The organism is Sphingomonas sp. H160509, from assembly GCF_024124765.2.
Taxonomy (GTDB): Bacteria; Pseudomonadota; Alphaproteobacteria; order Sphingomonadales; family Sphingomonadaceae; genus Sphingomonas.
The window spans coordinates 2,628,317-2,650,219 of the sequence record NZ_JAMXSR020000002.1 but is presented as its reverse complement, the minus strand read 5'-3'; the positions used below and the strand labels follow the sequence as shown (position 1 = coordinate 2,650,219).

19 protein-coding genes and 3 pseudogenes are annotated in these 21,903 nt (G+C 68.1%); 13 read left to right on the top strand and 9 right to left on the bottom strand.

Annotated elements, in window-relative coordinates:
* Positions 1-33 precede the first annotated feature (33 nt).
* The 6 genes from NHF48_RS14745 (at position 34) to NHF48_RS14720 (ending at position 5,653) form a co-directional block, all read left to right on the top strand.
* Complete coding sequence (locus NHF48_RS14745) at positions 34-339, top strand: ATP-binding cassette domain-containing protein (protein ID WP_253071519.1); 306 nt, start codon at positions 34-36, stop codon at positions 337-339.
* A complete protein-coding gene (locus NHF48_RS14740; RefSeq protein ID WP_253071518.1) occupies positions 336-722 on the top strand; it encodes an ATP-binding cassette domain-containing protein in 387 nt (128 codons plus the stop codon). The genes NHF48_RS14745 and NHF48_RS14740 overlap by 4 nt, the downstream gene beginning before the upstream one ends.
* Entirely contained in the window at positions 712-3,273 is a 2,562-nt protein-coding gene (locus NHF48_RS14735; RefSeq protein WP_253071517.1) for an FtsX-like permease family protein, read from the top strand. Before NHF48_RS14740 ends, NHF48_RS14735 begins: the two co-directional genes overlap by 11 nt.
* Positions 3,274-3,360: 87 nt before the next feature.
* On the top strand, positions 3,361-4,401 hold the full coding sequence (locus NHF48_RS14730) for a lipocalin-like domain-containing protein (protein WP_263816900.1): 1,041 nt from the start codon (positions 3,361-3,363) through the stop codon (positions 4,399-4,401).
* A 33-nt stretch (positions 4,402-4,434) separates the two neighbouring features.
* A complete protein-coding gene (locus tag NHF48_RS14725; protein WP_253071515.1) occupies positions 4,435-5,319 on the top strand; it encodes a type 1 glutamine amidotransferase in 885 nt (294 codons plus the stop codon).
* Positions 5,320-5,347: 28 nt separating this feature from the next.
* Entirely contained in the window at positions 5,348-5,653 is a 306-nt protein-coding gene (locus NHF48_RS14720; protein WP_136188897.1) for a hypothetical protein, read from the top strand.
* 45 nt (positions 5,654-5,698) lie between these two features.
* Here NHF48_RS14720 and NHF48_RS14715 read toward each other — a convergent pair whose 3' ends face one another.
* From NHF48_RS14715 to NHF48_RS14685, 8 genes and pseudogenes are all read right to left on the bottom strand, one after another.
* Positions 5,699-6,049, bottom strand: coding sequence for a response regulator (locus tag NHF48_RS14715; RefSeq protein ID WP_253071514.1), 351 nt, complete (start codon positions 6,047-6,049; stop codon positions 5,699-5,701).
* A gap of 83 nt (positions 6,050-6,132) precedes the next feature.
* A complete protein-coding gene (locus tag NHF48_RS14710; protein WP_446741162.1) occupies positions 6,133-6,438 on the bottom strand; it encodes a hypothetical protein in 306 nt (101 codons plus the stop codon).
* Between the two features lie 60 nt (positions 6,439-6,498).
* Positions 6,499-7,059 carry a sensor histidine kinase gene (locus tag NHF48_RS14705; RefSeq protein WP_253071512.1) on the bottom strand — a complete coding sequence of 187 codons (561 nt, stop codon included), beginning with the start codon at positions 7,057-7,059 and terminating at the stop codon, positions 6,499-6,501.
* Positions 7,056-7,982, bottom strand: coding sequence for a PAS domain-containing protein (locus NHF48_RS14700; protein WP_253071511.1), 927 nt, complete (start codon positions 7,980-7,982; stop codon positions 7,056-7,058). The genes NHF48_RS14705 and NHF48_RS14700 overlap by 4 nt, the downstream gene beginning before the upstream one ends.
* 136 nt (positions 7,983-8,118) lie before the next feature.
* On the bottom strand, positions 8,119-10,536 hold the full coding sequence (locus NHF48_RS14695) for a bifunctional diguanylate cyclase/phosphodiesterase (RefSeq protein ID WP_253071510.1): 2,418 nt from the start codon (positions 10,534-10,536) through the stop codon (positions 8,119-8,121).
* An 89-nt stretch (positions 10,537-10,625) separates the two neighbouring features.
* The gene (locus NHF48_RS25230) at positions 10,626-11,258 is read right to left on the bottom strand and encodes a sensor histidine kinase (RefSeq protein WP_342454753.1); all 633 of its coding nucleotides are present in this window, start codon (positions 11,256-11,258) and stop codon (positions 10,626-10,628) included.
* A gap of 151 nt (positions 11,259-11,409) precedes the next feature.
* The gene (locus NHF48_RS25225) at positions 11,410-12,036 is read right to left on the bottom strand and encodes a sensor histidine kinase N-terminal domain-containing protein (RefSeq protein WP_342454663.1); all 627 of its coding nucleotides are present in this window, start codon (positions 12,034-12,036) and stop codon (positions 11,410-11,412) included.
* Positions 12,026-12,693: pseudogene (locus NHF48_RS14685) on the bottom strand (response regulator transcription factor). Before NHF48_RS14685 ends, NHF48_RS25225 begins: the two are co-directional and overlap by 11 nt.
* A gap of 91 nt (positions 12,694-12,784) precedes the next feature.
* On the opposite strand from NHF48_RS14685, the gene NHF48_RS14680 reads away from it, so the two are divergent.
* The 6 genes and pseudogenes from NHF48_RS14680 to NHF48_RS14655 all read left to right on the top strand — a co-directional run bounded on the left by NHF48_RS14680 (position 12,785) and on the right by NHF48_RS14655 (position 18,092).
* Positions 12,785-13,111, top strand: a complete 327-nt coding sequence (locus tag NHF48_RS14680) for a hypothetical protein (protein ID WP_253071509.1) — start codon at positions 12,785-12,787, stop codon at positions 13,109-13,111.
* Entirely contained in the window at positions 13,066-13,863 is a 798-nt protein-coding gene (locus NHF48_RS14675; protein ID WP_253071508.1) for an ABC transporter substrate-binding protein, read from the top strand. The genes NHF48_RS14680 and NHF48_RS14675 overlap by 46 nt, the downstream gene beginning before the upstream one ends.
* Positions 13,860-15,354, top strand: a pseudogene (locus NHF48_RS14670) (porin). Before NHF48_RS14675 ends, NHF48_RS14670 begins: the two are co-directional and overlap by 4 nt.
* A 34-nt stretch (positions 15,355-15,388) precedes the next feature.
* Complete coding sequence (locus NHF48_RS14665; RefSeq protein WP_056064457.1) at positions 15,389-16,690, top strand: CitMHS family transporter; 1,302 nt, start codon at positions 15,389-15,391, stop codon at positions 16,688-16,690.
* Between the two features lie 40 nt (positions 16,691-16,730).
* The gene (locus NHF48_RS14660) at positions 16,731-17,390 is read left to right on the top strand and encodes an alpha/beta fold hydrolase (RefSeq protein WP_253071507.1); all 660 of its coding nucleotides are present in this window, start codon (positions 16,731-16,733) and stop codon (positions 17,388-17,390) included.
* A gap of 87 nt (positions 17,391-17,477) precedes the next feature.
* Positions 17,478-18,092: a DUF2238 domain-containing protein gene (locus tag NHF48_RS14655; RefSeq protein WP_253071506.1), complete on the top strand. Its 615-nt coding sequence runs from the start codon at positions 17,478-17,480 to the stop codon at positions 18,090-18,092.
* Positions 18,093-18,124: 32 nt separating this feature from the next.
* Here NHF48_RS14655 and NHF48_RS14650 read toward each other — a convergent pair whose 3' ends face one another.
* Entirely contained in the window at positions 18,125-19,297 is a 1,173-nt protein-coding gene (locus NHF48_RS14650) for an FAD-dependent monooxygenase (protein ID WP_253071505.1), read from the bottom strand.
* 143 nt (positions 19,298-19,440) lie between these two features.
* On the opposite strand from NHF48_RS14650, the pseudogene NHF48_RS14645 reads away from it, so the two are divergent.
* Positions 19,441-21,754, top strand: a pseudogene (locus NHF48_RS14645) (DNA translocase FtsK).
* Positions 21,755-21,903: the final 149 nt, after the last annotated feature.

Here is a 21,903-nt window from a genome sequence, read left to right as displayed (position 1 = left end):
GCGGCGCCACCCAAGCTATTGCACGGACTGGACATGCCTGACGCCCCTCCCCTTCTCGCGGTCCGTGCGCTCGGTAAGTCGGTGCCGGGGCCGCGGCGGCTGTTCCGGCATCTGGATCTGGAGGTCGGCGCGGGCGAACTGGTCGCGATCATCGGCGAGTCGGGGGTCGGGAAATCGACTTTGCTCAACATCCTCGCCGGGCTGGACGAGGCGGACGAGGGCAGCGTGGCGATCGACGGCATCGACCTCGGCACGCTCGACGAGACCGCGCGGACGCGGTTGCGGCGCGAGCGGATCGGCTTCGTGTTCCAGGCCTTCCACATCCCTCCCCCTATTTGACGCTGCGCCAGAACGTTGCGCTGCCGCTGGCGCTCGTCTCGCCGGACAACGTCGCGGCATCGACGCGCGCCGAAGAGATGCTCGATGCGGTCGGCCTGGACGGTCGCGGCGACGGCTATGCGCGCGACCTGTCGGGGGGCGAGCTGCAGCGCGTGGCGATCGCCCGTGCGCTCGTCCACCGCCCCGCGCTGATCCTCGCGGACGAGCCGACCGGCAACCTCGATCCGGAGACCGCGGCGCGCGTGCTGTCGCTGTTCGCCGACGCGGTGCGCGGCAATGGCGCGGCGGGCGTGATGGTAACGCATTCGGACGCGAGCGCGGCGATCGCCGACCGCGTACTGACGCTGGGTGCCGAAGGACTGGTGGAGCGGCGTGGCGCCTGAGATAGGCCTGACGTCCGGGTCCGGGCTCTGGTCGGGACGGCTGGGCCTGCGCTGGCTGATCGCGGGCGAGTGGCGGTTCCACCCTGCCCGCTTCCTGTTGACGGCAGTCGCGATCGCGGTCGGCGTGGCGCTCGGCTTCGCGGTGCATCTCGTCAACGGTTCGGCGCTGGCGTCGTTCGATGGCGCGATGCGGGGCGTCAGCGGCGCCGCCGAACTGTCGGTCCGCGCGACCAGCCCGCTCGGCTTCGACGAACGCCTCTATCCCCGCGTCGCGCGGGCCGATGGCGTCGGCGATGCCAGCCCGGTGCTGCGCCTCGATGCGCGGATCGGCAAGGCGCGGCTGACGCTGCTGGGCGTCGACGTGATCCGGGCGGCTACGGTCACGCCGTCGCTGATCGGCATCCGCCCGCGTGGTCCCGATACCGGCAACGATACGGCGTTCGACGAGTCCGCGCTGTTCCTGTCGCGTGCGGCGCTGACCCAGGTCGGTGCGAAGATCGGCACGCGATTGGTCGTCGTCGCCAACGGCCGGTCGGTGCCGCTGCGGGTGGCGGGCACGCTGCCGGCGACGGACGAATCGACTGCGGTCGGCGTCATGGATATCGCCGCGGCACAGTGGCGGTTCGGGCGTCTCGGGCGGATCGATCGCCTCGACCTCGCGCTGTCGGATCGCTCAATCGCGGAGCCGGCGTTGCGCGCGATCCTGCCCGCGGACGCGATCCTGTCGACCGCCGAGACGCAGAACGCGCAGGGCGATGCATTGTCGCGCGCGTACCGCGTCAATCTCGACATGCTGGCGCTGGTCGCGCTGCTGACCGGCGGCTTCCTCGTCTATTCGGCGCAGTCGCTGTCGGTGGTGCGGCGGCAACGCGCGTTCGCATTGCTTCGGACATTGGGCATGCCGCGCGCCGGGATCATCGCCGCAGTCGTGATCGAAGGGCTCGCGATCGGACTGGTCGGCGCCGCGGCAGGATTGGCGGCTGGGTACGGCCTGGCATGGGCGGCACTCCACTGGTTCGGCGGCGACCTGGGTGCGGGCTATTTCGGCGGCAGCACCGCGCGCGTCGTGATCCAGCCCGGTGCCGCGATCGGGTTCTTCGCGCTCGGCCTGCTCGCGGCGATCCTGGGCAGCGCGTTGCCCGCACGCGTCGCGGCGCGGGCTGCACCGGCCGCCGCACTCAAGAACGCCGGCGACGTACTCGATCCTCGGCGGCCGGTCGCATGGTGGCCCGCCGCCGCGTTGCTCGTTGCGGGAGGCGCCGCGTCGCTGTTGCCCGCGATCGCCGGGCTGCCGCTGTTCGGTTTCCTGGGGATGGCGCTGATGCTCGCGGGCGGCGTCGCGGGCGTGCCGTGGTTCGCGCGCACGCTGCTGACCCCGCTGGCAAGGCGGACGCGAGGCAGCGTGCCCGGCACGCTCGCGGTTCGTCACCTTCACGGCGCGCCGGGCGAAGCGGCGACCGCATTGTGCGGGATCGTCGCGTCGACTGCGCTGATGATCGCGATGGCGACGATGGTGACCAGCTTCCGCGGCGCGGTCGACGAGTGGCTCAACCAGGTGCTCGGCGCGGACCTGTATCTGCGCACCACCGCCGGCGCGACGTTCGATCCGGAGACGCGCACGCGTATCGCCGGCACGCCGGGTGTCACCCGCCTCGCCTTTAGCCGCCAGATCCCGCTGACCATCGCCGCGGATCGCCCACCCGTCAGCCTGATCGCGCGACCCGAGCGCGGTGGCCGCGATCCGTTGCTGGTGCTGATCGATCGCGGACCGTCGGTGCAGAAGGAGGCGGTGCCGAAGGATGCGCTGCCGATCTGGGTCTCCGAGCCCGCGCACCGCCTGTACGGCTGGAATGCGGGCGAGCGCATTACGCTGCCGATCGCCGGCCGCACGCAGTTCACGGTCGCCGGCATATGGCGCGACTACGGGCGCCAGGCGGGTGCGGTGCTGATCGACGAGGGCGACTACCAGCGCCTCACCGGCGACGATCGCCGCGACGAGATTTCCGCGACGATCCTGCCCGGTGCGGATCCGGCCAAGGTCGCGCGCGCGATGACCGATCGCCTGCCCGCCGACCTGCGTCCCCAGGTCGAGGTCGGCCAGCCGGCGACGTTGCGGAAACTCGCGCTGACGCTGTTCGATCGCAGTTTCGCGGTCACCTATCTGCTGGAGGCGGTGGCGATCCTGGTCGGGCTGGCGGGCGTCGCGGCAACGATGTCGGCGCAGACGATCGCGCGCGAACGCGAGTTCGGGATGTTGCGGCATCTCGGCCTCACCCGCGGCCAGCTCACCAGGATGCTCGCCACCGAAGGCGCGATCGTCGGGCTCACCGGCGCGCTCGCGGGGATCGGGCTCGGCCTGGTCCTGTCGCAAGTGCTGATCCACGTCATCAACCCGCAGTCGTTCAACTGGACGATGACCACCCGCATCCCGCTCGGCACGCTGATCGGCGTCGCGACCGCGTTGACGGGTGCGGCGGCGGCGACCGCGATGCTCGCGGGGCGGCGCGCGACGGCGAAGAGCGCGGTACAGTCGGTGCGGGAGGATTGGTGATGCTGCGACCTTGGGCCCTGCTCGGCTGGATCGCCGCGATCGGTGTCGCCGCGCCAGCCGCCACGCCGCCCGCCCCCTTATCCGGTCGTGCGGCCGGGCATCACACTCCGTTTCCCCGCGGATCACGGCGCGCACCCGGCGTTTCGCACCGAATGGTGGTACGTCACCGGCTGGCTGCGGACCGAGGATGGCAAGGATCTCGGTTTCCAGGTGACGTTCTTCCGCACCCGCCCGCCGGTCGATCCGCGCAACCCCAGCCGGTTCGCCGCACGCCAGGTCCTGTTCGCGCACGCCGCGCTGTCCGATCCGACCACCGGCAAGCTGCTCCACGGCGAGCAGGCGGCACGCGAAGGCTTCGGTCTGGCGCAGGCCCGTACCGGCGATGCCGACGTCGCGATCCGCGACTGGCGGTTGCGCCGCGCGAGGAATGGCCGCTGGACGACGCGCGTAAACGCGGACGGCTTCGGCCTCGCGCTCGATTTTCAGCCAACCCAGCCTCCCCTGCCGCAGGGGATCGGAGGCTATAGCCGCAAGGGACCACGCCCCGAGGAGGCCAGCTATTATTACTCGGTGCCGCATCTCCGCGTGACCGGCCGCGTCCGCAAAGGCGGCGGAACGGTCGCAGTAACTGGCGAGGCGTGGCTGGACCGCGAATGGTCGTCCAACTACCTCGCCCCCGCCGCGCAAGGCTGGGACTGGACCGGGCTCAATTTCGACGACGGCTCCGCGCTGATGGCGTTCCGCATTCGGCGCAAGAGCGGCGGCACGGTCTGGACGGGCGGCTCGCTCCGTCGCGCCGACGGCAGCATGACGGTGTTCGGCCCGGGCGACGTCGCCTTCCGCCCGCTCGCGACATGGCGGAGCAAGGCGACCGGCGCGCTCTACCCGGTCTCGCAGGAACTGAGCGTGCGCATAGCCGGCGACATCCAGCGCTGGCGCCTCGTACCGATGTTCGCCGCGCAGGAGCTCGACGCCCGCCGCAGCGGTCTGCCGGTCTATTGGGAGGGGCGCGGTCCGCACCCGCGGCGGTCGCGGCTATCTCGAACTCACCGGTTACGAGCGCGCGCTGGAGATGTGAGCGCGCAAAATTTGCGGCGGCGGCGGACGAAACGCGTGCCAGCGCGTTGAGGTCGCTCGAACCGAGACGTGAGAGGACCGGGTTTGCCGCATTTTCTGGTTGCCGAAAGCGAGACCGCGGACGAGCGCGAGGCGCGTCGTCGCCACGCCGGCAAAAGCTCGGGCGAAACCTATGCGTCGACGCTTCGTCAGCTCCGTCCCGATGCCGAGATCACGATCGTGGCACCCGCCGACGACGATGCGCAGGTCTATGAGGCCAACGCGCTGGGACTGTTCGACGCGGTGTTCATCACCGGATCGCCGCTCCACGTCTATGACGACAGCCCGGAGGTCCGACGCCAGCTGACCTTCATGCGATCGGTATTCGCATCGGGCACGCCGTCATTCGGATCCTGCGCCGGGCTGCAGCTCGCGGTCGCCGCCGCCGGTGGGAAAGTGCGCAAGATGCCGCAGCGGATGGAGGCCGGGATCGCCCGCCGCATCACGCCGACCGACGCCGGCCGCGATCATCCGCTGCTCGCCGGCCGTGCGGCGAGCTGGGACGCCCCTGCGATCCACGGCGACGAAGTCGAGACGCTTCCCGCCAACGCGACCCTGCTCGCGAGCAACGCCGTCACGACGATCCAGGCCGCCGAGATCCGTCACGACGGCGGGATTTTCTGGGGCGTGCAATATCATCCCGAACTCGCGCTCGGCGAGATTGCAGTCGCGTTGCGTCGCCAGGCCGAGGACATCGTCGAAGCCGGCCTGGCGGAGACGACCGGCGACGTCGAGCACCGCGCGGACCAGCTCGATGCGCTCCACCACGATCCCGATCGCTGCTCGCTGCTATGGGCGCTCGGCGTCGACCGCGAGTTCGCCGGCGAAGCGCGCCGCCGCACCGAACTGACCAATTTCCTCGATCACCTCGCGGACATCGACGCTAGCGATCGCGCACACGCCGCATCGCCCGATCTGTGTCCCGCCTGACCTTTTGACCCGCAACTAGGAGCGACCAATGTCCACCACCCTCAAGGCAAAGTTCGATACCCGCCGCGAAGCCGAGATGACCGTCGAGCGCCTGGTCCAGGAGCAGGGCATCGAGCGGACCGACATCTTCATCACCACCGACGGCGCAGACAACAGCGTCGGCGACGAGAAGGCCGGTTCGGATACCGAAGGCAAGGACCCGACGCCGGAATCACGCGACGATGCCGCCCTTGAAGGCAAGATCGTCGTCTCCGTCGACATCGCGGACGATGCCCGCGCCGCCGAGGTGAAGGCCGCGTTCAAGGAATTCGACGCGAGCGATATCCAGGGTTGAAAGCCAATCGAGGTACGGCGCTAACCACGCCGTACCTCCTACTCATCAATGCGGGGCGAGTCTTCGGAACGTTTCCAGGACCACGGCCTCCATGATCGGCTTGTTGAGCACTTCGGCGGGCGCATCGCACGGCACGCAGGCTTCGGGCGTTCCGGTGATGAACATGACGGGTATGTTGCCGTGCGCGGCCATGATCCTTTGTACCGCCAGCGGCCCGGTTCCCTCGCGAAGTCGGACGTCGGAAACGATCATGTCCGGGATGTGCGCCCCTGCGGCTACGACCGCGTCGGTCTCGCAATCCGCCTGATCATAGGATGTCGCGCCGGCTTGCTGAATCAGGCTGATGATATGGTCCGCGATCAGCCAGTCGTCTTCGATCACAAGTACGTGGCACATTTGGGTTTCCCGGTAAACTCAGGGTCCCTCAACGCGCCGGATGCCAGTCGGGCCCAGTCTTCACATAGATTAAGTTAAATCACTTAACTTTGTTTTGGTGTACTCTCACCGTTGTCCATCGTCGCAAACCAGTCCGCATAGGGCGTCGTGCGCGCCATGTGCCGGTTGAGATCGGGCGCACCATCGGTCCACCATACCGGCCCGCGCTCGCCCAGACCGTGCTTCGCCGCATCGACCGCGGCCCGCGCAGCCGCCTCCGCTTCGCTATCGCCCTCCCGCTTCGCCGCGGCCACGCCTCGCCGACCGTCCATCAACGCCGCAACCAGTCGCACGCGTTCGTCTTCGTCTAGGCCGGGGTTCGCGGTACGCCACAGCCGTCCGCGCACCACGATATAGCGTCCGTCGGGAGTCGTCAGCGGGGGGCGGTTTCGGCATCGACGCGAGCGAGCCTAAAGCGGCGCGTCGATCGTGAAGACGACGCCGGTGTCGCGATACTCGATCCGGGCGGTGCCGCGCATGTGCTGCGCCAGCACCCGTTCGATCATCCGCGATCCGAAGCCGGTGCGCGTTGGCGTGGTGACCACCGGGCCACCGGTCTCCTCCCACATGAAGGCCAGCCTTCGTCCGCCCTCGCCGATGCCGACGCTCCATGAAATCGTGACATGCCCGCCCGCGACGTGGAGCGCGCCATATTTGGCGGCGTTGGTCGCCAGTTCGTGAAGCGCCATCGACAAGGCGAGCGTCACGCGCGGCTCGAGCCGGACATGCGGCCCCTCGACCGAGAACAGGCGACCGCCGCCATCGTCAAACGGCGCCATCACCCCGGTCACGATATCCGCGATCGTCGCACCCTCGACCTCGTCGCGCAGCAACAGGTCGTGCGCGACCGCCAACGATCCGATCCGCGCACCGATCGTGTCGCGCGCCTCGGACATCGAGGCTGCATCGCGCAACGTCTGGTTGACGATCGCGCTGACCGTCGCGAGCGTGTTCTTGACCCGGTGCGTCAATTCCCCCGCCAGCAGGGCGCGCGGTGTTCCTCGGTCCGCTTGCGCTCGGTGATGTCGGTCGAGAAGCCGGTCATCGACAGCGCCGTGCCATCCGCGCGCGTCAGCAATTCGCCGCGGATCGCAACCCAGCGGACTTCGGCCGTTGGCGTCACGATGCGGTATTCTATGTCATAGTCGCATCCCGTCGCGATCGTCTCCTGGATCGCCTCGACGACACGCGCGCGATCCTCCGGATGGATCGTTTCGAGGAACTCGGGATAACCGAACGCCGCGCCCGGATCATAGCCGAAGACGATCTTGCAGCCATCCGACGCGTCGAGATGCTGGCTGGCGGGATCGAAGGTCCACGCGCCCAGCCGCCCCGCCTTCAACGCGAATTGCAGCCGCGCGGCGCTGTCGGCGAGCCGAACCTGCGTCTCCGCTGCAGACGCCTCGAGCTCGCGCTGCTCGGCCTCCAGCAGCGCGAGCGTCTCGCGTTCGAGCGTCACGTCGTGCTGGGACGCGACGTAATAGCGCAGATGCCGGCTGCGATCGAATACCGGCGCGACCAGCAACCGGTTCCAGAACGGCGTCCCGTCCTTGCGGTGGTTGAGCAGGTCGATCTCGAGCCGCTCGGACCGGCCGATCGCATCCCGCAGCCGCGACACGTCCTCGGGATACGTCTCCGGCCCTTGCAGGAACCGACAATTCCGCCCGACCACCTCGTCGCGGGCATAGCCGGTCAGACGCTCGAACGCCGCGTTCACGTGAATGATCGGGTTGTCGGGAAGCGTCGGATCGCTGATCGCCATAGGCAGGATCGCTTCGTTGAACCCGACCACGAAAGGATCCGCCGCGTCGAGCGAACGGCCGAATGCCGCCAGGATCAGCGTATGATCGGCATCCTCGTCCCGCAAGGACGTCTGGTTCTTACTCTGTTCCAAGCAAGTATTTGCTACCTAAAGTCTCGCGCGTCGACAATAGCATACCGTCATTGCGCCGAAGCATTTCCACCGCCGGGGTGCGTGGCGGGAGAACGCACGAACGACGCGATCGCGCTGCGCATCTGCCGATAAGCCGTCAGGCGGCGATCCGTGCGACGGCGGCCGACTCTCCACCGATCGGGCTCGAACCCATGCCCACCGCCGCTGGCACGAGGGTGTCGACCGCATCGGTGAACGGCACGACCGGTCGCCCGACCAGATAGCCCTGCACCGCGTCGCACCCGATCGAGCGCAGCAGTTCGAGCTGTTCGCGTGTCTCGACCCCCTCCGCATGCGTCAGGACGCCGAGTTCCTGGCCGATCGCGACGGTCGCGCGCAGCACCGCCATGCACCGCGCGTCGGAGCCCGCCTCGATCACGAAGCTCCGGTCGATCTTGATCCGGTCGAACTGGAAATCGCGAAGATGCGCGAGCGACGACTGGCCGGTGCCGAAATCGTCGAGCGCGACCTTGATCCCGGTCCGGCGGATCCGCGCCAGCATCGCCGCCGTGCGCGCGGCATCGTCGATCAGCGCAGTCTCGGTGATCTCGACCTCGACTCGCTCCGCCGCGACACCGTGGACCAGGATCGCCTGCGTCAGGTGGTGCAGCAGCGCGTCCGACTTCAGCTGCCCCGCCGACACGTTGATCGCGACGTGGAGGTGCGACGACCAGCCCGCCAGCTGGCGGCACGCTTCCATGATCACCCACCGCCCGATTTCCTCGATCAGGCCGCAATCCTCGGCTATCGGGATGAAGGTATCGGGCGAGATCCAGCCGCGCGTCGGGTGGTTCCAGCGGATCAGCGCCTCGTATCCCGTCGTGATGCCCGACGACAGCGCCACCACCGGCTGGAACGCGAGCGAGAAACCGCCATTCTGCACCGCCTCGTACAGGTCGTCGGTAATGTGCTGCCGTTCGACCAGGCGCTCGGCAAGGCCCGAGACATAGGGTTGCGCACGCCGGCGCCCGCGTCGCTTCGCCTCGTACAGCGCCATGTCGGCGCGCTTCATCAGTTCGTCGGGGGTCAGGTCGTTGGCGAACCCCGCGATGCCGATGCTGCATCCGGGCAGCAACCGGCGTTCGTCGATGATCACCGGCGCGCTCAGCCGGACGACGATCGTGTCGGCCAGCGCGGTCGCCGCATCGCCGAGCTGCGTGGCGATGATCGCGATCTCGTCGCCGCCCATCCGCGCGACGAAGCTGTCGTCGGGCAACAGGCTCGTCAGCTCGGCCGCGACATGGATCAGCAGCGTATCGCCGACCGCATGGCCATACGCATCGTTGATCCGCTTGAAATCGTCGAGATCGATCAACAGCAGCGAGAACGGCTTGCCGAGACCGATCCGCGCCTCTTTCTCCTCGCGCAGCGCGCGGCGGTTGCGCAGTCCGGTCAGCGGGTCATGATAGGCGAGATGCGTGAGGTTATCGAGCGCACGGCGTTCGGCGCTGACGTCGTTGAACGTCAGCACGATGCCCTGTCGCGGGATCGACCGGCACTGCATCTGATAGGTGCGGCCATCCTCCATCTCGCACTCGCGGTCGAAGTCGTCGTCGAGCTGCACCCACTGCTTCATCGCGCCCCCGACCAGCGCACGCTTCTCTGACGCCCAGCCGCGGCATGTCGCGATGACGTCGAGGAACTGGTCGATCGTCAGCCCCGGGCCGATCGCGTCGACCGGCGTGTTGAACAGGTCGAGGAAGCGCCGGTTGAAATGACGCAGGCGGCCTTCGCGGTCGATGAACACCAGCCCGTCGGACATGCTCTCCATCACCGACTTCAGCGTCTGCGCCTCTTCCTCGCGCGTCGTCTTGAAGCGCGCGAAGGTCAGCAGGCTGCCGAGGCACGTGACCGACACTGCGAAGGTCATGCAGGCCGCGACCAGCCCCGGCGACAACACGCTGCCGGGCACGTCGTTGATGCTGCCGAGGACGAGGTCGCCCGACAGCGACAGGAAATGCGTGACGCAGATCGACAGCGCGAACACTAGGCACCCGATCGGCCGCGAGCGCGACCAGCCACGGTTGATCTGCCACGACGACAGCAGCAGCGTCCCCATCACCAGCCCGGCGACATTCGTTGGCCACGAAAAGACGTGGATGCAGTCGGTCATGCCGGTGATGCCGACCGCGTGCATGCACCAGATCCCCGCCCCCGCCGCACCCGCGGCGACGATCCGCCCCTTGTGCGATCGCAACCGCGTAATCGCGACGATCGGCACGCCGACGGTCAGGATCCCGACCAGCGCCGACACCGTCGTCACCAACGGGTCGTAGCGAAGCAGCAGGTCGGGCCGGTATGCGAGGATGGCGATGAAGTGCGTCGCCCACACCCCAAGCCCGGCGGCCAGCGCGAGCGCACCATGCCGCCAGCCGAACGGCTCGCGCTGCGGGGCGTTGGCCATGTCGGTGGTCAGCAGCGACACCGACCAGCTTGCGGTCAGGCAGATGCCGATCGCGACGACGACCAGATAGCCGGAGTGCTGGAAATGGAGATTGAAGAGAGTGGGTAGCATGGTCGCTCGGTCGTTTTTTCCCGAGTGACACGAACACCTTAACGAAAAGGCACCGCCGCTGCCCACGTGTGGGGCCGCGTTGATGCAGGTTACTCGTTCGCGTGAAAGAACCGCAGGATCACGCTCGTGCCGCTGGTCACCTCGCCGAACGCCACGGTCGCGTTGAGGCGAGTCGCCGCCGACCGCACGATCGCCAGGCCGAGGCCGCTTCCCTCCGGACTCCCGGGTGCGCCGAGCCGGACGAACCGGTCGAACGCCATCTCGCGCTGGTCGATCGGTATCCCCGGCCCATCGTCGACCACCGCGATCGTCGTCTCCAACGGCGTCGTCTGGAGCCTCACCGACACGGTGCCGCCGCGCCGGTTGTAGCGTATGCCGTTGTCGATCAGGTTCGACACGATCTCGAAGATCAGCGTGCGGTGGCCGGGAACGACGTGGCTGACCTCCGAGTCGCCCTCGATCGTCAGGTCGATGCCGGCTTCGATCGCGCGGTTGATCTGTCGCGTGATGACCGCCACCGCCACTTCGCGCAGGTCGACCGCCTCGAGTGGCGCGGACACCCCTGCCTCCTCGGCGCGCGCCAACGCCAGCAACTGCGTCACCAGGCGTTCGAGGCGCACCACCGCGTCGGCGATCTCGTCGAGCGCGACGCTGCGTTCGGGACCCGAGCCGCGGCGGGCGAGTGCGACCTGGACCTTCAGCACCGACAACGGCGTGCGCATCTGGTGCGAGGCATCTGCGGTGAAGCGGCGGACGCCGACGGTGGCTGTGTCGAGCTGCGCCAGCAGGCGGTCGAACGCACCGGCCAGCGGGCGAAGTTCGCTGGGAAGCGGACCTGTGTCGAGCGGCGAGAAATCGGGGCGAGCGCGTCCATCACGTGCTTCGACGGCACCGCGGAGGCGGGCGAGCGGGCGGAGGCTCCAGCCTAACGCAGGCCGGATGAGCAGTGCCGCCGCGCCCACGAGGACGCATTCGCCGATCAGCAGCGCGAGCATCAGCCGGCGTGTGAGCGCACCGCGATTGTCGAGCGTCTCGGCGATCTGGACGATCACGGGCCTTGTCGATCCGGGGGAGCGAGCGGCGGACTTCGGCGATGCGGATCTGCTGCCCGCGGTAGCGCGCGAAGCGATAGCGCGGCACGTCTATGTCGAGCGTCGCGGGATCGGGCGCGGGCAAATCCGCATAGCCGGTCAGCAGGTCCGGCCCGACGGCAACGCGGTAATAGACGTTGTCGCGTTCGGTATTCTCCAGCATCCCGAACGCGGCGGACGGCAGGTCGAGCGTCACCTCACCGCGTTCGACCTGCACCGTCTCGGCGATCGCGCCGAGCGCGCCACCGAGCACACGGTCGTTGGTGCGACGGACGACGTCGGCGATCAGCGTCGCACCAACCACGCCGATCAGGATCGCCGCCGCCAGCAACGGCCCGAGCACCGCGACCAGCAGGCGCGTGCGTAGTGCGGGCGTGCCCCGATCGATAACTACGGTCTCAGCCGGCATCGAGCATATAGCCGACCCCGCGGACGGTGCGGATACCGGGCCCGTCGGGCGCAAGTTTTCCCCGCAGCCGCGTGACATGGACCTCGATCGCGTTGTCGCCGACCGGCTCGTCGAACCCGAACACCTCGCCGATCAGCAGCGCGCGGGGGGGACGACTCGGCCGGCTCGGGTGGCGAGCGCCTCCAGAACCGCCCGCTCCCGCCGACGCAGATCAAGCGCACGACCGGCGATGTCCGCGTCACCGGTCGAGCGGTTGATCGTCAGCGTACCAACGCTGAGTACCGGGAGCGGATCGCCGCCCCGCCGCCGCCCCAGCGCCCGGACACGCGCCTCCAGTTCTTCGGGGTCGAACGGCTTCCGCAGATAATCGTCAGCGCCGAGGTCGAGCCCGCGCACCCGGTCGTCGAGCGCATCGCGCGCGGTCAGCATCAGCACCGGCACGCGCTCGCCGCGCCGCCGCAGCGTCTCCAGCACGGTGAACCCGTCGATACCGGGCAGCCCGACGTCGAGGATGACGAGTGCATAGGGTTCGCCGGCGACCACCGACAACGCATCCTCCCCGGTCGCGACGTGATCGACCGCATTACCGCCCGCGCGCAGCAACGCCGCGATGCTGCGCGCCAACGCCGCGTCGTCCTCGATCAACAGGATGCGCATGAAAAACCATGAAAGGTTGGTGACAGGTTCGGTTCGTACTCCACCGTTGCAGTCTATCCGAACACAGAGACGGAAGGCGAGGAGAGTGACGATGGCACGAATTTTTCTGAAGATCGCACTGCTGGCTACGAGCTTCACCGCGACCGCCGTCGTGGCGCAGCGCCCTGCCAACTATCCGCGCTCCTACGACCAGCTCATCTCCGACGCGCGCGTCGAGCGGCAGGTGCGGATCTACGGCAATGCCGATCGCGCCGAGCTGCTGCCGGTCGTTGCAGCATTCCGGAAGCGCTATCCGGGCATTACCGTGCTGTACGCGGACATCGGCTCGACCGAGATGTACCGCCGCTTCGTCACCGAGACGCGCGCGAAAAAATGTCCGCCGATCTCGTCTGGTCGTCGGCGATGGACCTTCAGGTGAAGCTGATCAACGACGGCTTCGCGCAAGGCTATGCGAGCCCCGAAAAGCCCGCGCTGCCGCCGGTGTCGGTGTGGAAGAACATGGGCTTCGGCGTCACCGCGGAGCCGATCGGGATCGTCTACAACAAGCACCTCGTGCCGCCCGCTCAGGTGCCGCGCACGCACGCCGCGCTAGAGACATGGTTGCGGAAGAATGCGCGCGCCCTGACAGGCCGGGTGACCACGTTCGATCCGGCGCGCTCGAATGTCGGCTATCTGTACCTGTCGGAGGATCTCGCGATCACGCGCGACACGCGGTCGTTGCTCGAGGCGATCGCCGCGACCGAGCCCGTGCTGTCGCGCACCAGCGAGCCGATGCTGCGCGGCGTCGCCGAGGGGCGGCAGGCGATCGCGTACAACGTCATCGGATCGTACGCGGTCGAACGCGCGCGGACCGATCCCCGCATCGGCGTCGCGTTCCTCCAGGACTATACGATCGTCACCTCGCGGATCGCGTTCATCGCGCGCGAGGCTGCGCACCCGGCGGCGGCCAAGCTGTTCCTCGATTTCCTGCTGTCGCGCGAGGGCCAGTCGCTGCTCGCCAAGCGCAGCCTGTGGCCGGTCCGCACCGATGTTGCCGCGCGCCGTCTTCCCTCGAGCCAGGCGCGACCGATCCGCGTGGGGCCACAACTTCTCGTCAACCTCGACCGCGTCAAGCGCCAGCGTTTCCTGCGCGACTGGACCGCGATTCTCGCCACCGGAGCCCAACAATGACTCTCTTACGTACCGGGTGCGCCGCACTCGCGCTGATCGCCGCGACGCCCGCGCTGGCCCAAGTCCCGACATCGCCTCCGAGCGACGCCGAACTCGCCGCGCTGGTCCGTGCGCAGGCCGCCGAGATCGCCGCGCTGAAGTCGCGGCTCGATCGGCTGGAGAACGTCGCCGCCGTCGCGCAGGCGTCCGCGCCCGTGCCGCCCGTCCAAATCGCACCGCAGGCAGTCGCACAGAACACCGAGCCGCGTCGCACCGTGCCGTTCGCGCCGCAACTCGCCCCCTCCGGGCCCCGCCGACCGCAGCGTCGCGCAGGCGGTCGCCGCACGCGACAATCCTTCGGGCGTGACCACCGAATGGGGCGCCGGCCTCCCGGTCTTCCACTCGGCGGACGGCGTCTACACGTTCAAGCCGCGCGGCCGCATCCTGACCGACGTCAGCTCGAGCTTCGGCTCGAAGTACGACGGCCGCAACATCACCACGACCGGCATGCGAGCACTCCGCCTCGGCCTCGAAGGCGGCGTCGGTACGCACTTCTTCTACCAGTTCGAGAGCGATTTCTCGGAGAACGAGGTCGACGTCGTCACCGCGTTCGTCGGCTGGCGCAACAAGATCAAGCCTGGCCTCGACTACGACGTCCGCGCCGGCCACCTGTTCAACGATCGCGGCTTCGAAGGCTCGACCGGCTCGGATTCGACGCCGTTCCTCGAACGCACCACGGTCGCGACTGCGATCATCCCGCAGCGCGGCTTCTACGGCATCGGCGTGATGCCGCGCATCTTCTGGAAGACCGGCCACGCATCGGTGACGATCACTGGCGACCGGATCGACGGGACGCAGACCGTCGGCGACAGCCGCACGGTGCTCGGCCGCGCGCACTGGAACCCGATCAAGTCCGATACCGGCGTGCTGCACATCGGCGCGTGGGGCTTCGACGAATCGCTGTCGTCGGTCGCCGGCACGCTGACTCGCAACACGGTAATCGGCGGCCGCTTCAACGGTGCGTTGCGCGTGTCGACCGGGCCGCTGATCGGCGGCACCGGCACGACCGGCTACGGTGTCGAGCTCGGCGGCTATCGCGGGCCGTTGTGGGTGATGGGCGAAGCGGGCCGCCGCAACGCGCGGCTCGACGGCGGGCGTCCCGATTTCGTCAGCAAGGCGTGGAGCGTCTCGGGCGGTCTGTTCCTGACGGGCGACCTGCCGCCGTACAACCCGCGGCTCGGCAGCTTCGGCCAGCCCAAGGTGCTGAAGCCGACGTTCGACGGCGGGGTCGGCGCGATCGAGCTCACCGCGCGCTACGAAAGCCTCGATTTCGACAATCTGCTGACCGGCGGCGACGGCTGGGCGGCGACCGTCGGCGTCAACTGGTACCTCAACTCCTTCACCCGCTTCCAGGTGAACGCGATCCAGTGGAACACCGACAACCGCGCCGGCGACTATGTCGGCAACGACAGCGGCCAGACGGTCAGCGCGCGCGTCGGCGTCACGTTCTGATCTCCCTATTCACGCCCTTTCCTAGGACGATGCGATGAACCTTGCCCTGCTCGGCTTCCTGATGGTCGCCACGTTCATGACGTTGATCATGACCAAGAAGATGACGCCGCTGGTCGCGCTCATCGTGATTCCGTCGATCTTCGGCGTGTTCGCGGGTGAGGCCGCGGGTCTCGGCCCGATGATGATCGACGGCATCAAGAACCTCGCGCCGACCGGCGTCATGCTGCTCTTCGCGATCCTGTTCTTCTCGACGATGACCGACACCGGCCTGTTCGATCCGCTGGTCGGACGGCTGATCCGGATGGTCCACGGCGATCCGATGCGGATCCTGATCGGGACGGTCGTGCTGTGCGCGCTCGTCAGCCTCGATGGCGATGGCTCGACCACCTACATCATCACGATCGCCGCGCTGCTGCCGCTCTACAAGCGCTTCAATATGAACCGGCTGTATCTCGTCTGCCTGTTGATGACGACGAGCGGGATCATGAACCTGACGCCGTGGGGCGGGCCGACCGCGCGTGCGGCGAGTGCGTTGAAGCTCGATCCCGCGACACTGTTCCTCCCGCTGATCCCCGGCATGATCGCCGGCCTCGCCTTCCTGATCGGCCTCGCCGTGTATTTCGGGCGCAAGGAGCGCGTGCGGATGGGTGAAGCGGGGATCACCGCGGACACCGAGTTCACCGGCATGGCGGTCTCGCAATATCCCGAGGCACGCCGCCCGAAGCTGATCTGGTTCAACGCCGCGCTCGTCATCACGCTGCTGACGTTGCTGGTGTGGGGCATTCTCCCCTTGTCGGTGCTGATGATGTTGGCGTTCGCGATCGCGATGATCGTCAATTATCCCGGCGTCGCCGACCAGAAGGAGCGCATTTCCGCGCATGCCGGCAACGTGCTGGCGGTGGTGTCGCTGATCTTCGCGGCGGGCATCTTCACCGGCATCCTCGGTGGCACCGGCATGGTCGAGGCGATGAGCAAGGCGGTGGTCGGCGTGATCCCGCCCGCGCTCGGGCCGTACATGGCGCCGATCACCGCGGTGCTGAGCATGCCATTCACCTTCTTCATCTCGAACGACGCGTTCTATTTCGGGATGCTGCCGATCCTCGCGGAGGCCGGCGCGCATTACGGCGTGGCGCCCGAGGCGATCGCGCGCGCGTCGCTGATGGGCCAGCCGGTCCATCTGCTCAGCCCGCTGGTGCCGTCGACCTACCTGCTGGTCAGCCTGGTCGGGATCGACCTCGCCGATCACCAGCGCTTCACGCTGGTGCCCGCGATCGCCGTCTGCGTCGTGATGACGATCGTCGGCATGATCGCGCTCGCCTTCCCGTTCGTCGCCTGAGGTGAGCATCCCCGCAACCCGCCGCTACCGGAGATTTCGCATGGTCCGACCGCGTACACCGTTGATGCTGCTCCCCGCGATGGGCTGCGACGGGCAGCTCTGGGCGCGCCAGATCGTCGACCTCGCCGCCGTCGCACAAGTCGATTTCGGCGACCTGTCGCAGGACGATACGCTGTCCGAAATGGCCGCACGCGTGCTCGCCAGCGCACCGCCACGGTTCGCGGTCGCGGGCGTCAGCCTCGGCGGCTACGTCGCGATGGAGATGGTGCGGCAAGCCCCCGACCGTATCGAGCGGATCGCGCTGTTCGGCACGCGCGCGTCGATGGAGGTGCGCCCGCGCACCGTCGTCGGCCAGGGCCTGCTCGCCACCGCGCCGCACGCCGACCCGCGCCTGACCGCGATCGTCGCCGGCCCCGCACAGGCGATGGCAGAGCGCGTCGGCCAGACCGTCTTCGAACGCCAGCAACGCGCGCTGTTGGCTCGTCCGGACATCAGCGAGGCGATCGCCGCGATCCACGTCCCGACGCTGGTGGCGGTCGGCGACCGCGACCTGATCTGCACCCCCGCGACGCCACGCGCGCTGAGTGCGCGGATCGAGGGCTCGCGGTTCCACATGCTGCGCTCCTGCGGCCACCTTGCACCGATGGAGCGTCCCGGCGAAGTCACCGCGCTGCTCCGTCAGTGGCTGAAGACCGGCTGATCGATTAGGAGGGTCCTCTGCCAGGACCGTGCAGGTTCCGTTCGCTCGACGGTCGGCATGGACCCTGCCCTTCGGCGAAAGCGCATCATGACCTCGACCGACCACCGGCTTCGCGTATTGGCAATCCTGTGGTCGATCGGGCTCTTGGCATCCGGCTGGGCGCCAGCCGATCGCGCGACGTGGTGGATGGAGATCGCACCCGTCCTCATCGCCTTCCCCATATTGGTCGCCCTGCGACGCAGCTTCGCGTTCACGACCCTCGCCCTCGTGCTGATCGCGCTCCACGGCCTCGTTCTCATGCTGGGCGGTGCATACACCTATGCGCGCGTACCGATCGGTTTCGCGGTGCAGGATTGGCTACACCTCGCCCGCAATCCCTATGATCGGTTCGGCCATCTGATGCAGGGCTTCGTGCCCGCGATCGTGCTGCGCGAGATCCTCGTCCGGACCGGCAGCATCGCGTCGCGTCGGCTCCTGACGATCACCGTCCTCGCCTATTGCCTGTCCGTCAGCGCCTTGTACGAACTGATCGAGTTCGGCGCCGCCGTCGCGCTCGGCCAGGGCGCGGACGCGTTTCTCGGAACGCAGGGCGACCCGTGGGATACGCAGTGGGACATGCTGATGTGCCTGGTCGGCGCCATACTCGCGTTGCTCCTGCTATCGCGCGTTCACGACAGGCAGATTGCCGGCCTTAGATCTTGAGACCCTGCAACAGCTTGGGCAAGTCGCCGCTTTCACCGCGTGCTTCGGCCATGAAGCGGTCCTTGAGCGGTGGGATCGCGTTGACGGCGCTGATGCCGAAACGGCGGACGGCGCTGGCGGTCTTGCCGGGGAGCCCGAACAGGCGGGTGAGCGTGTCGGTGGCCGCCGCGGTCATGAACGTGTCGAGTCCGCGCCAGCGCTGATAGCGCGCGAGCAGCGCCGCGTCGCCGAGGTCGAGGCCGAGACGCTTGCCCCTCGACCAGGACTTCGGCGAGCGTCGCGACATCGCGAAAACCCAGGTTGAGGCCTTGGCCAGCGATCGGGTGGATGCCGTGGCCGGCGTCGCCGACGAGCGCGAGCCGCGTGTCGGTGATGCGCGCGGCGTGGTGGAAGCCGAGCGGGTAGCTCGACCGCGGCGTCGCCATCGACAGCCTGCCGAGGAAACCGCCCATGCTCTTTTCCGCTTCGGCGAGGAACGCGCGGTCGCCGAGCTTGAGCATGCCGGGAGCGTTCTTCGCGTCGACCGTCCAGACGATCGCCGAGCGATGGCCATCGGCGTCATCCGGCAGCGGGAGCAGCGCGAACGGGCCGCTCGCGTAGAAGATCTCGTACGCGACGTCCTCGTGAGACCGCTCGTGGTGGAACGCGGCGATGATCGCGGTGTGCTCGTACGACCAGCGCGCGATCGTGATCCCGGCGGCCTCGCGCGTCGGCGAGTTGCGGCCCTCCGCGGCGATCAGGAGCGGGGCGCGGATTACGTCACCTGAGTCCAGCGTGGCGGTGACGCCCGATTCGGCGCGGTCGACCGTCGTCGCGCGCGTCTGCATGCGAAGATCGACATGCGCTGCGGCGGTCGCGGCGTCGAACAGCGTGCGGCGGAGCAGCTTGTTCTCGTACATCGTGCCGAGCGCGCCATCGTCTGCGGCGGGGACGAAATCGAGTGCGCCGGGTTCAAGCCCATCGCTCACCCGGATCTGGCGGATCGCACAGCCCTGCCCTGCCAGCGTCGCGCCGATGCCGATCGCGTCGAGCATCCGGTGGCTCGCGCTCGCGACTGCCGAGGCGCGGCCGTCGAAACCAGGCGCCAACGTCACCGCGGGGTCGGCGGGGTCGATCACGATCGTCGAGATACCGTGCACGTCGAGCGCCACGGCGAGCGTCGCGCCGACCAGCCCGCCACCGAGGATGATTACATCTGTGTCCATGGCGCCGCTGTATCCCGCCAGCCGGTCGCTGCCAACGACGTTCCCGACGCGGTTTAACCCGTGTTGCAGCGCGGTTATCTTGACGTTGACGCTGCCGGGGACGATGCATTTCTCTATTGTAGAGAATCTGGAGAATACGGGTCATGGCCAGCCGCGCGCAGCCAGCCTTGTGGCGTGAGACGGTGAAGGCGGGTGCCGTCCGCAGCGGCGCGCTGATCGCAGCGATCGCGTTGTTCGTCGGCACGCTGCTGATGGCGCTGGCGCTGGCGAGCTATCACCCGAGCGACCCCGCGCTGAACACCGCGTCGGGCGGCGACCCCGCCAACCTGGTCGGGCCGCCGGGTGCATGGTTCGCGGATATCGCGCTCACGCTGTTCGGACCCGCGGTCGCGCTGTTGCTCCCGATCGGACCGATTCTCGGGATGCGACTGTGGCGCGACGCGCCGCTCGGGCACTGGCTGCGGATGGTGCGCGGGGCGGCGATCGGCGTCGCGCTGATGGCGAGCGCGCTGGCGTTCGTGTCGGGCACGTCGGTGCTGGCGCTCCCCGCCGGCTGGGGCGGCGTGATCGGCCTGTCGGTCTCCAGCGCAGTACACTGGGCGTTGAGCTTTATCGGCCAGCCGGTCGCCGAGCTCTGGTCCGCACGCGCGATAGGGCTGGTCGCCGCGATCGCCGGCGCGATTGTCTGGGGCAAGAGCATCGAGATCGATCTCGGCGAACGCAAATGGCGCCTTCCCCGCCGCAATCGCACCGAGGCGCTTGGCTATGACGGCTTTGCGGAGATCGACGAGGACGACGACGAGCCGCTGACGTTGACGCGCAAACCGGTCGAGCCCCGCGCGGTCGCCGAGCCCGACCCGCGTCCCGCTCCCGTCATCGCGGACCGCCAGAACGCGCCGTCGCAGGCCAAGCCCAAGGAGCGCCAGTCTTCGCTCGACCTGCGCGATAATTTCACGTTGCCAAGCCTCGACCTGCTGACGCCGTCGCCGCCGAGCCAGGGCAATGTGATCGATAAGGCCGGGCTCGAACGCAACGCCCGCCTGCTCGAGAACGTGCTCGACGACTTCCACGTCAAGGGATCGATCATCGAGGTCCGGCCGGGCCCGGTCGTGACGATGTACGAACTCGAGCCCGCGCCCGGCATCAAGGCGAGCCGCGTGATCGCGCTGGCCGACGATATTGCGCGCAACATGTCCGCGATCTCCGCGCGTGTGGCTGTGATCCCGGGGCGCAACGTCATCGGTATCGAGCTGCCGAATGCGCGGCGCGAGGCGGTGAGCTTGCACGAACTCGTAGGCAGCCAGACGTTCGAGGACCAGTCGGCGCAGTTGCCGATCATCCTCGGCAAGAACATCGCGGGCGATTCGGTGATCGCCGATCTCGCGCCGATGCCGCATCTGCTGGTCGCGGGCACCACCGGCTCGGGCAAGTCGGTCGGGCTGAACAGCATGATCCTGTCGCTGCTGTACAAGCTGACGCCGAACCAGTGCCGGATGATCATGATCGATCCAAAGATGCTCGAACTGAGCATGTACGACGACATTCCGCACCTGTTGTCGCCGGTCGTGACCGATCCGGCCAAGGCGGTGCGCGCGCTGAAATGGGCGGTCGAGACGATGGAGGATCGCTATCGCCAGATGTCCTCCGTTGGTGTCCGCAGCCTCGCCGGCTTCAACGACAAGGTGCGCGGCGCGAAGGCCAAGGGGCAGCCGCTCGGACGGAAAGTTCAGACCGGCTATCATCCCGACACCGGCGCGCCGATGTACGAGGAGGAGAAGCTCGAATACGACGTTTTGCCGCAGATCGTGGTGATCGTCGACGAGCTTGCCGATCTGATGATGACCGCGGGCAAGGAGGTCGAGTTCCTGATCCAGCGGCTTGCGCAGAAGGCGCGCGCGGCGGGCATCCATCTGATCATGGCGACGCAGCGGCCGTCGGTCGACGTCATCACCGGCGTCATCAAGGCTAATCTGCCGACGCGGATCAGCTTCCACGTCACGTCGAAGATCGATTCGCGCACCATCCTCGGCGAGCAGGGCGCAGAGCAGCTGCTCGGCAAGGGCGACATGCTCTACATGCCCGGCGGCAAGGGCATCGTGCGCGTCCACGGGCCGTTCGTGACCGACGACGAGGTGCGGCTGGTGGCGGATCATTGGCGGTCGCAGGGGCTGCCGGATTACATCTCGTCCGTCACCGAGGAGCCCGGAGGAGAGCTTCGCGTTGGAGGGCTCGCCGACGGGTGAGGATTCGGCGGAGGATCAGCAATATCGCCAGGCGATCCAGCTGGTGTGCGAGTCGCAGAAGGCGTCGACCTCGTGGCTCCAGCGCCAGTTGCGGATCGGCTACAACTCGGCCGCGCGGTTGATCGAGCGGATGGAGAAGGACGGCATCGTCGGTCGCCCGGATCATGTCGGCCGCCGCGAAGTGCTCCGCGATACCGAAGGGCATGCGATCTAGCGCTGTCCGCGCGGCCGTTCGCCCCCCCCTGTTCCCTCGCGAAAGCGGGGGTCCAGGAGTCACTCGCGATATTGTCTGGAATCAGGTCTCCCGCCTTTGCGGCAGAACCGGAAGGCGCGCGTCTCATCAAGACATACCTTTGGACAAGG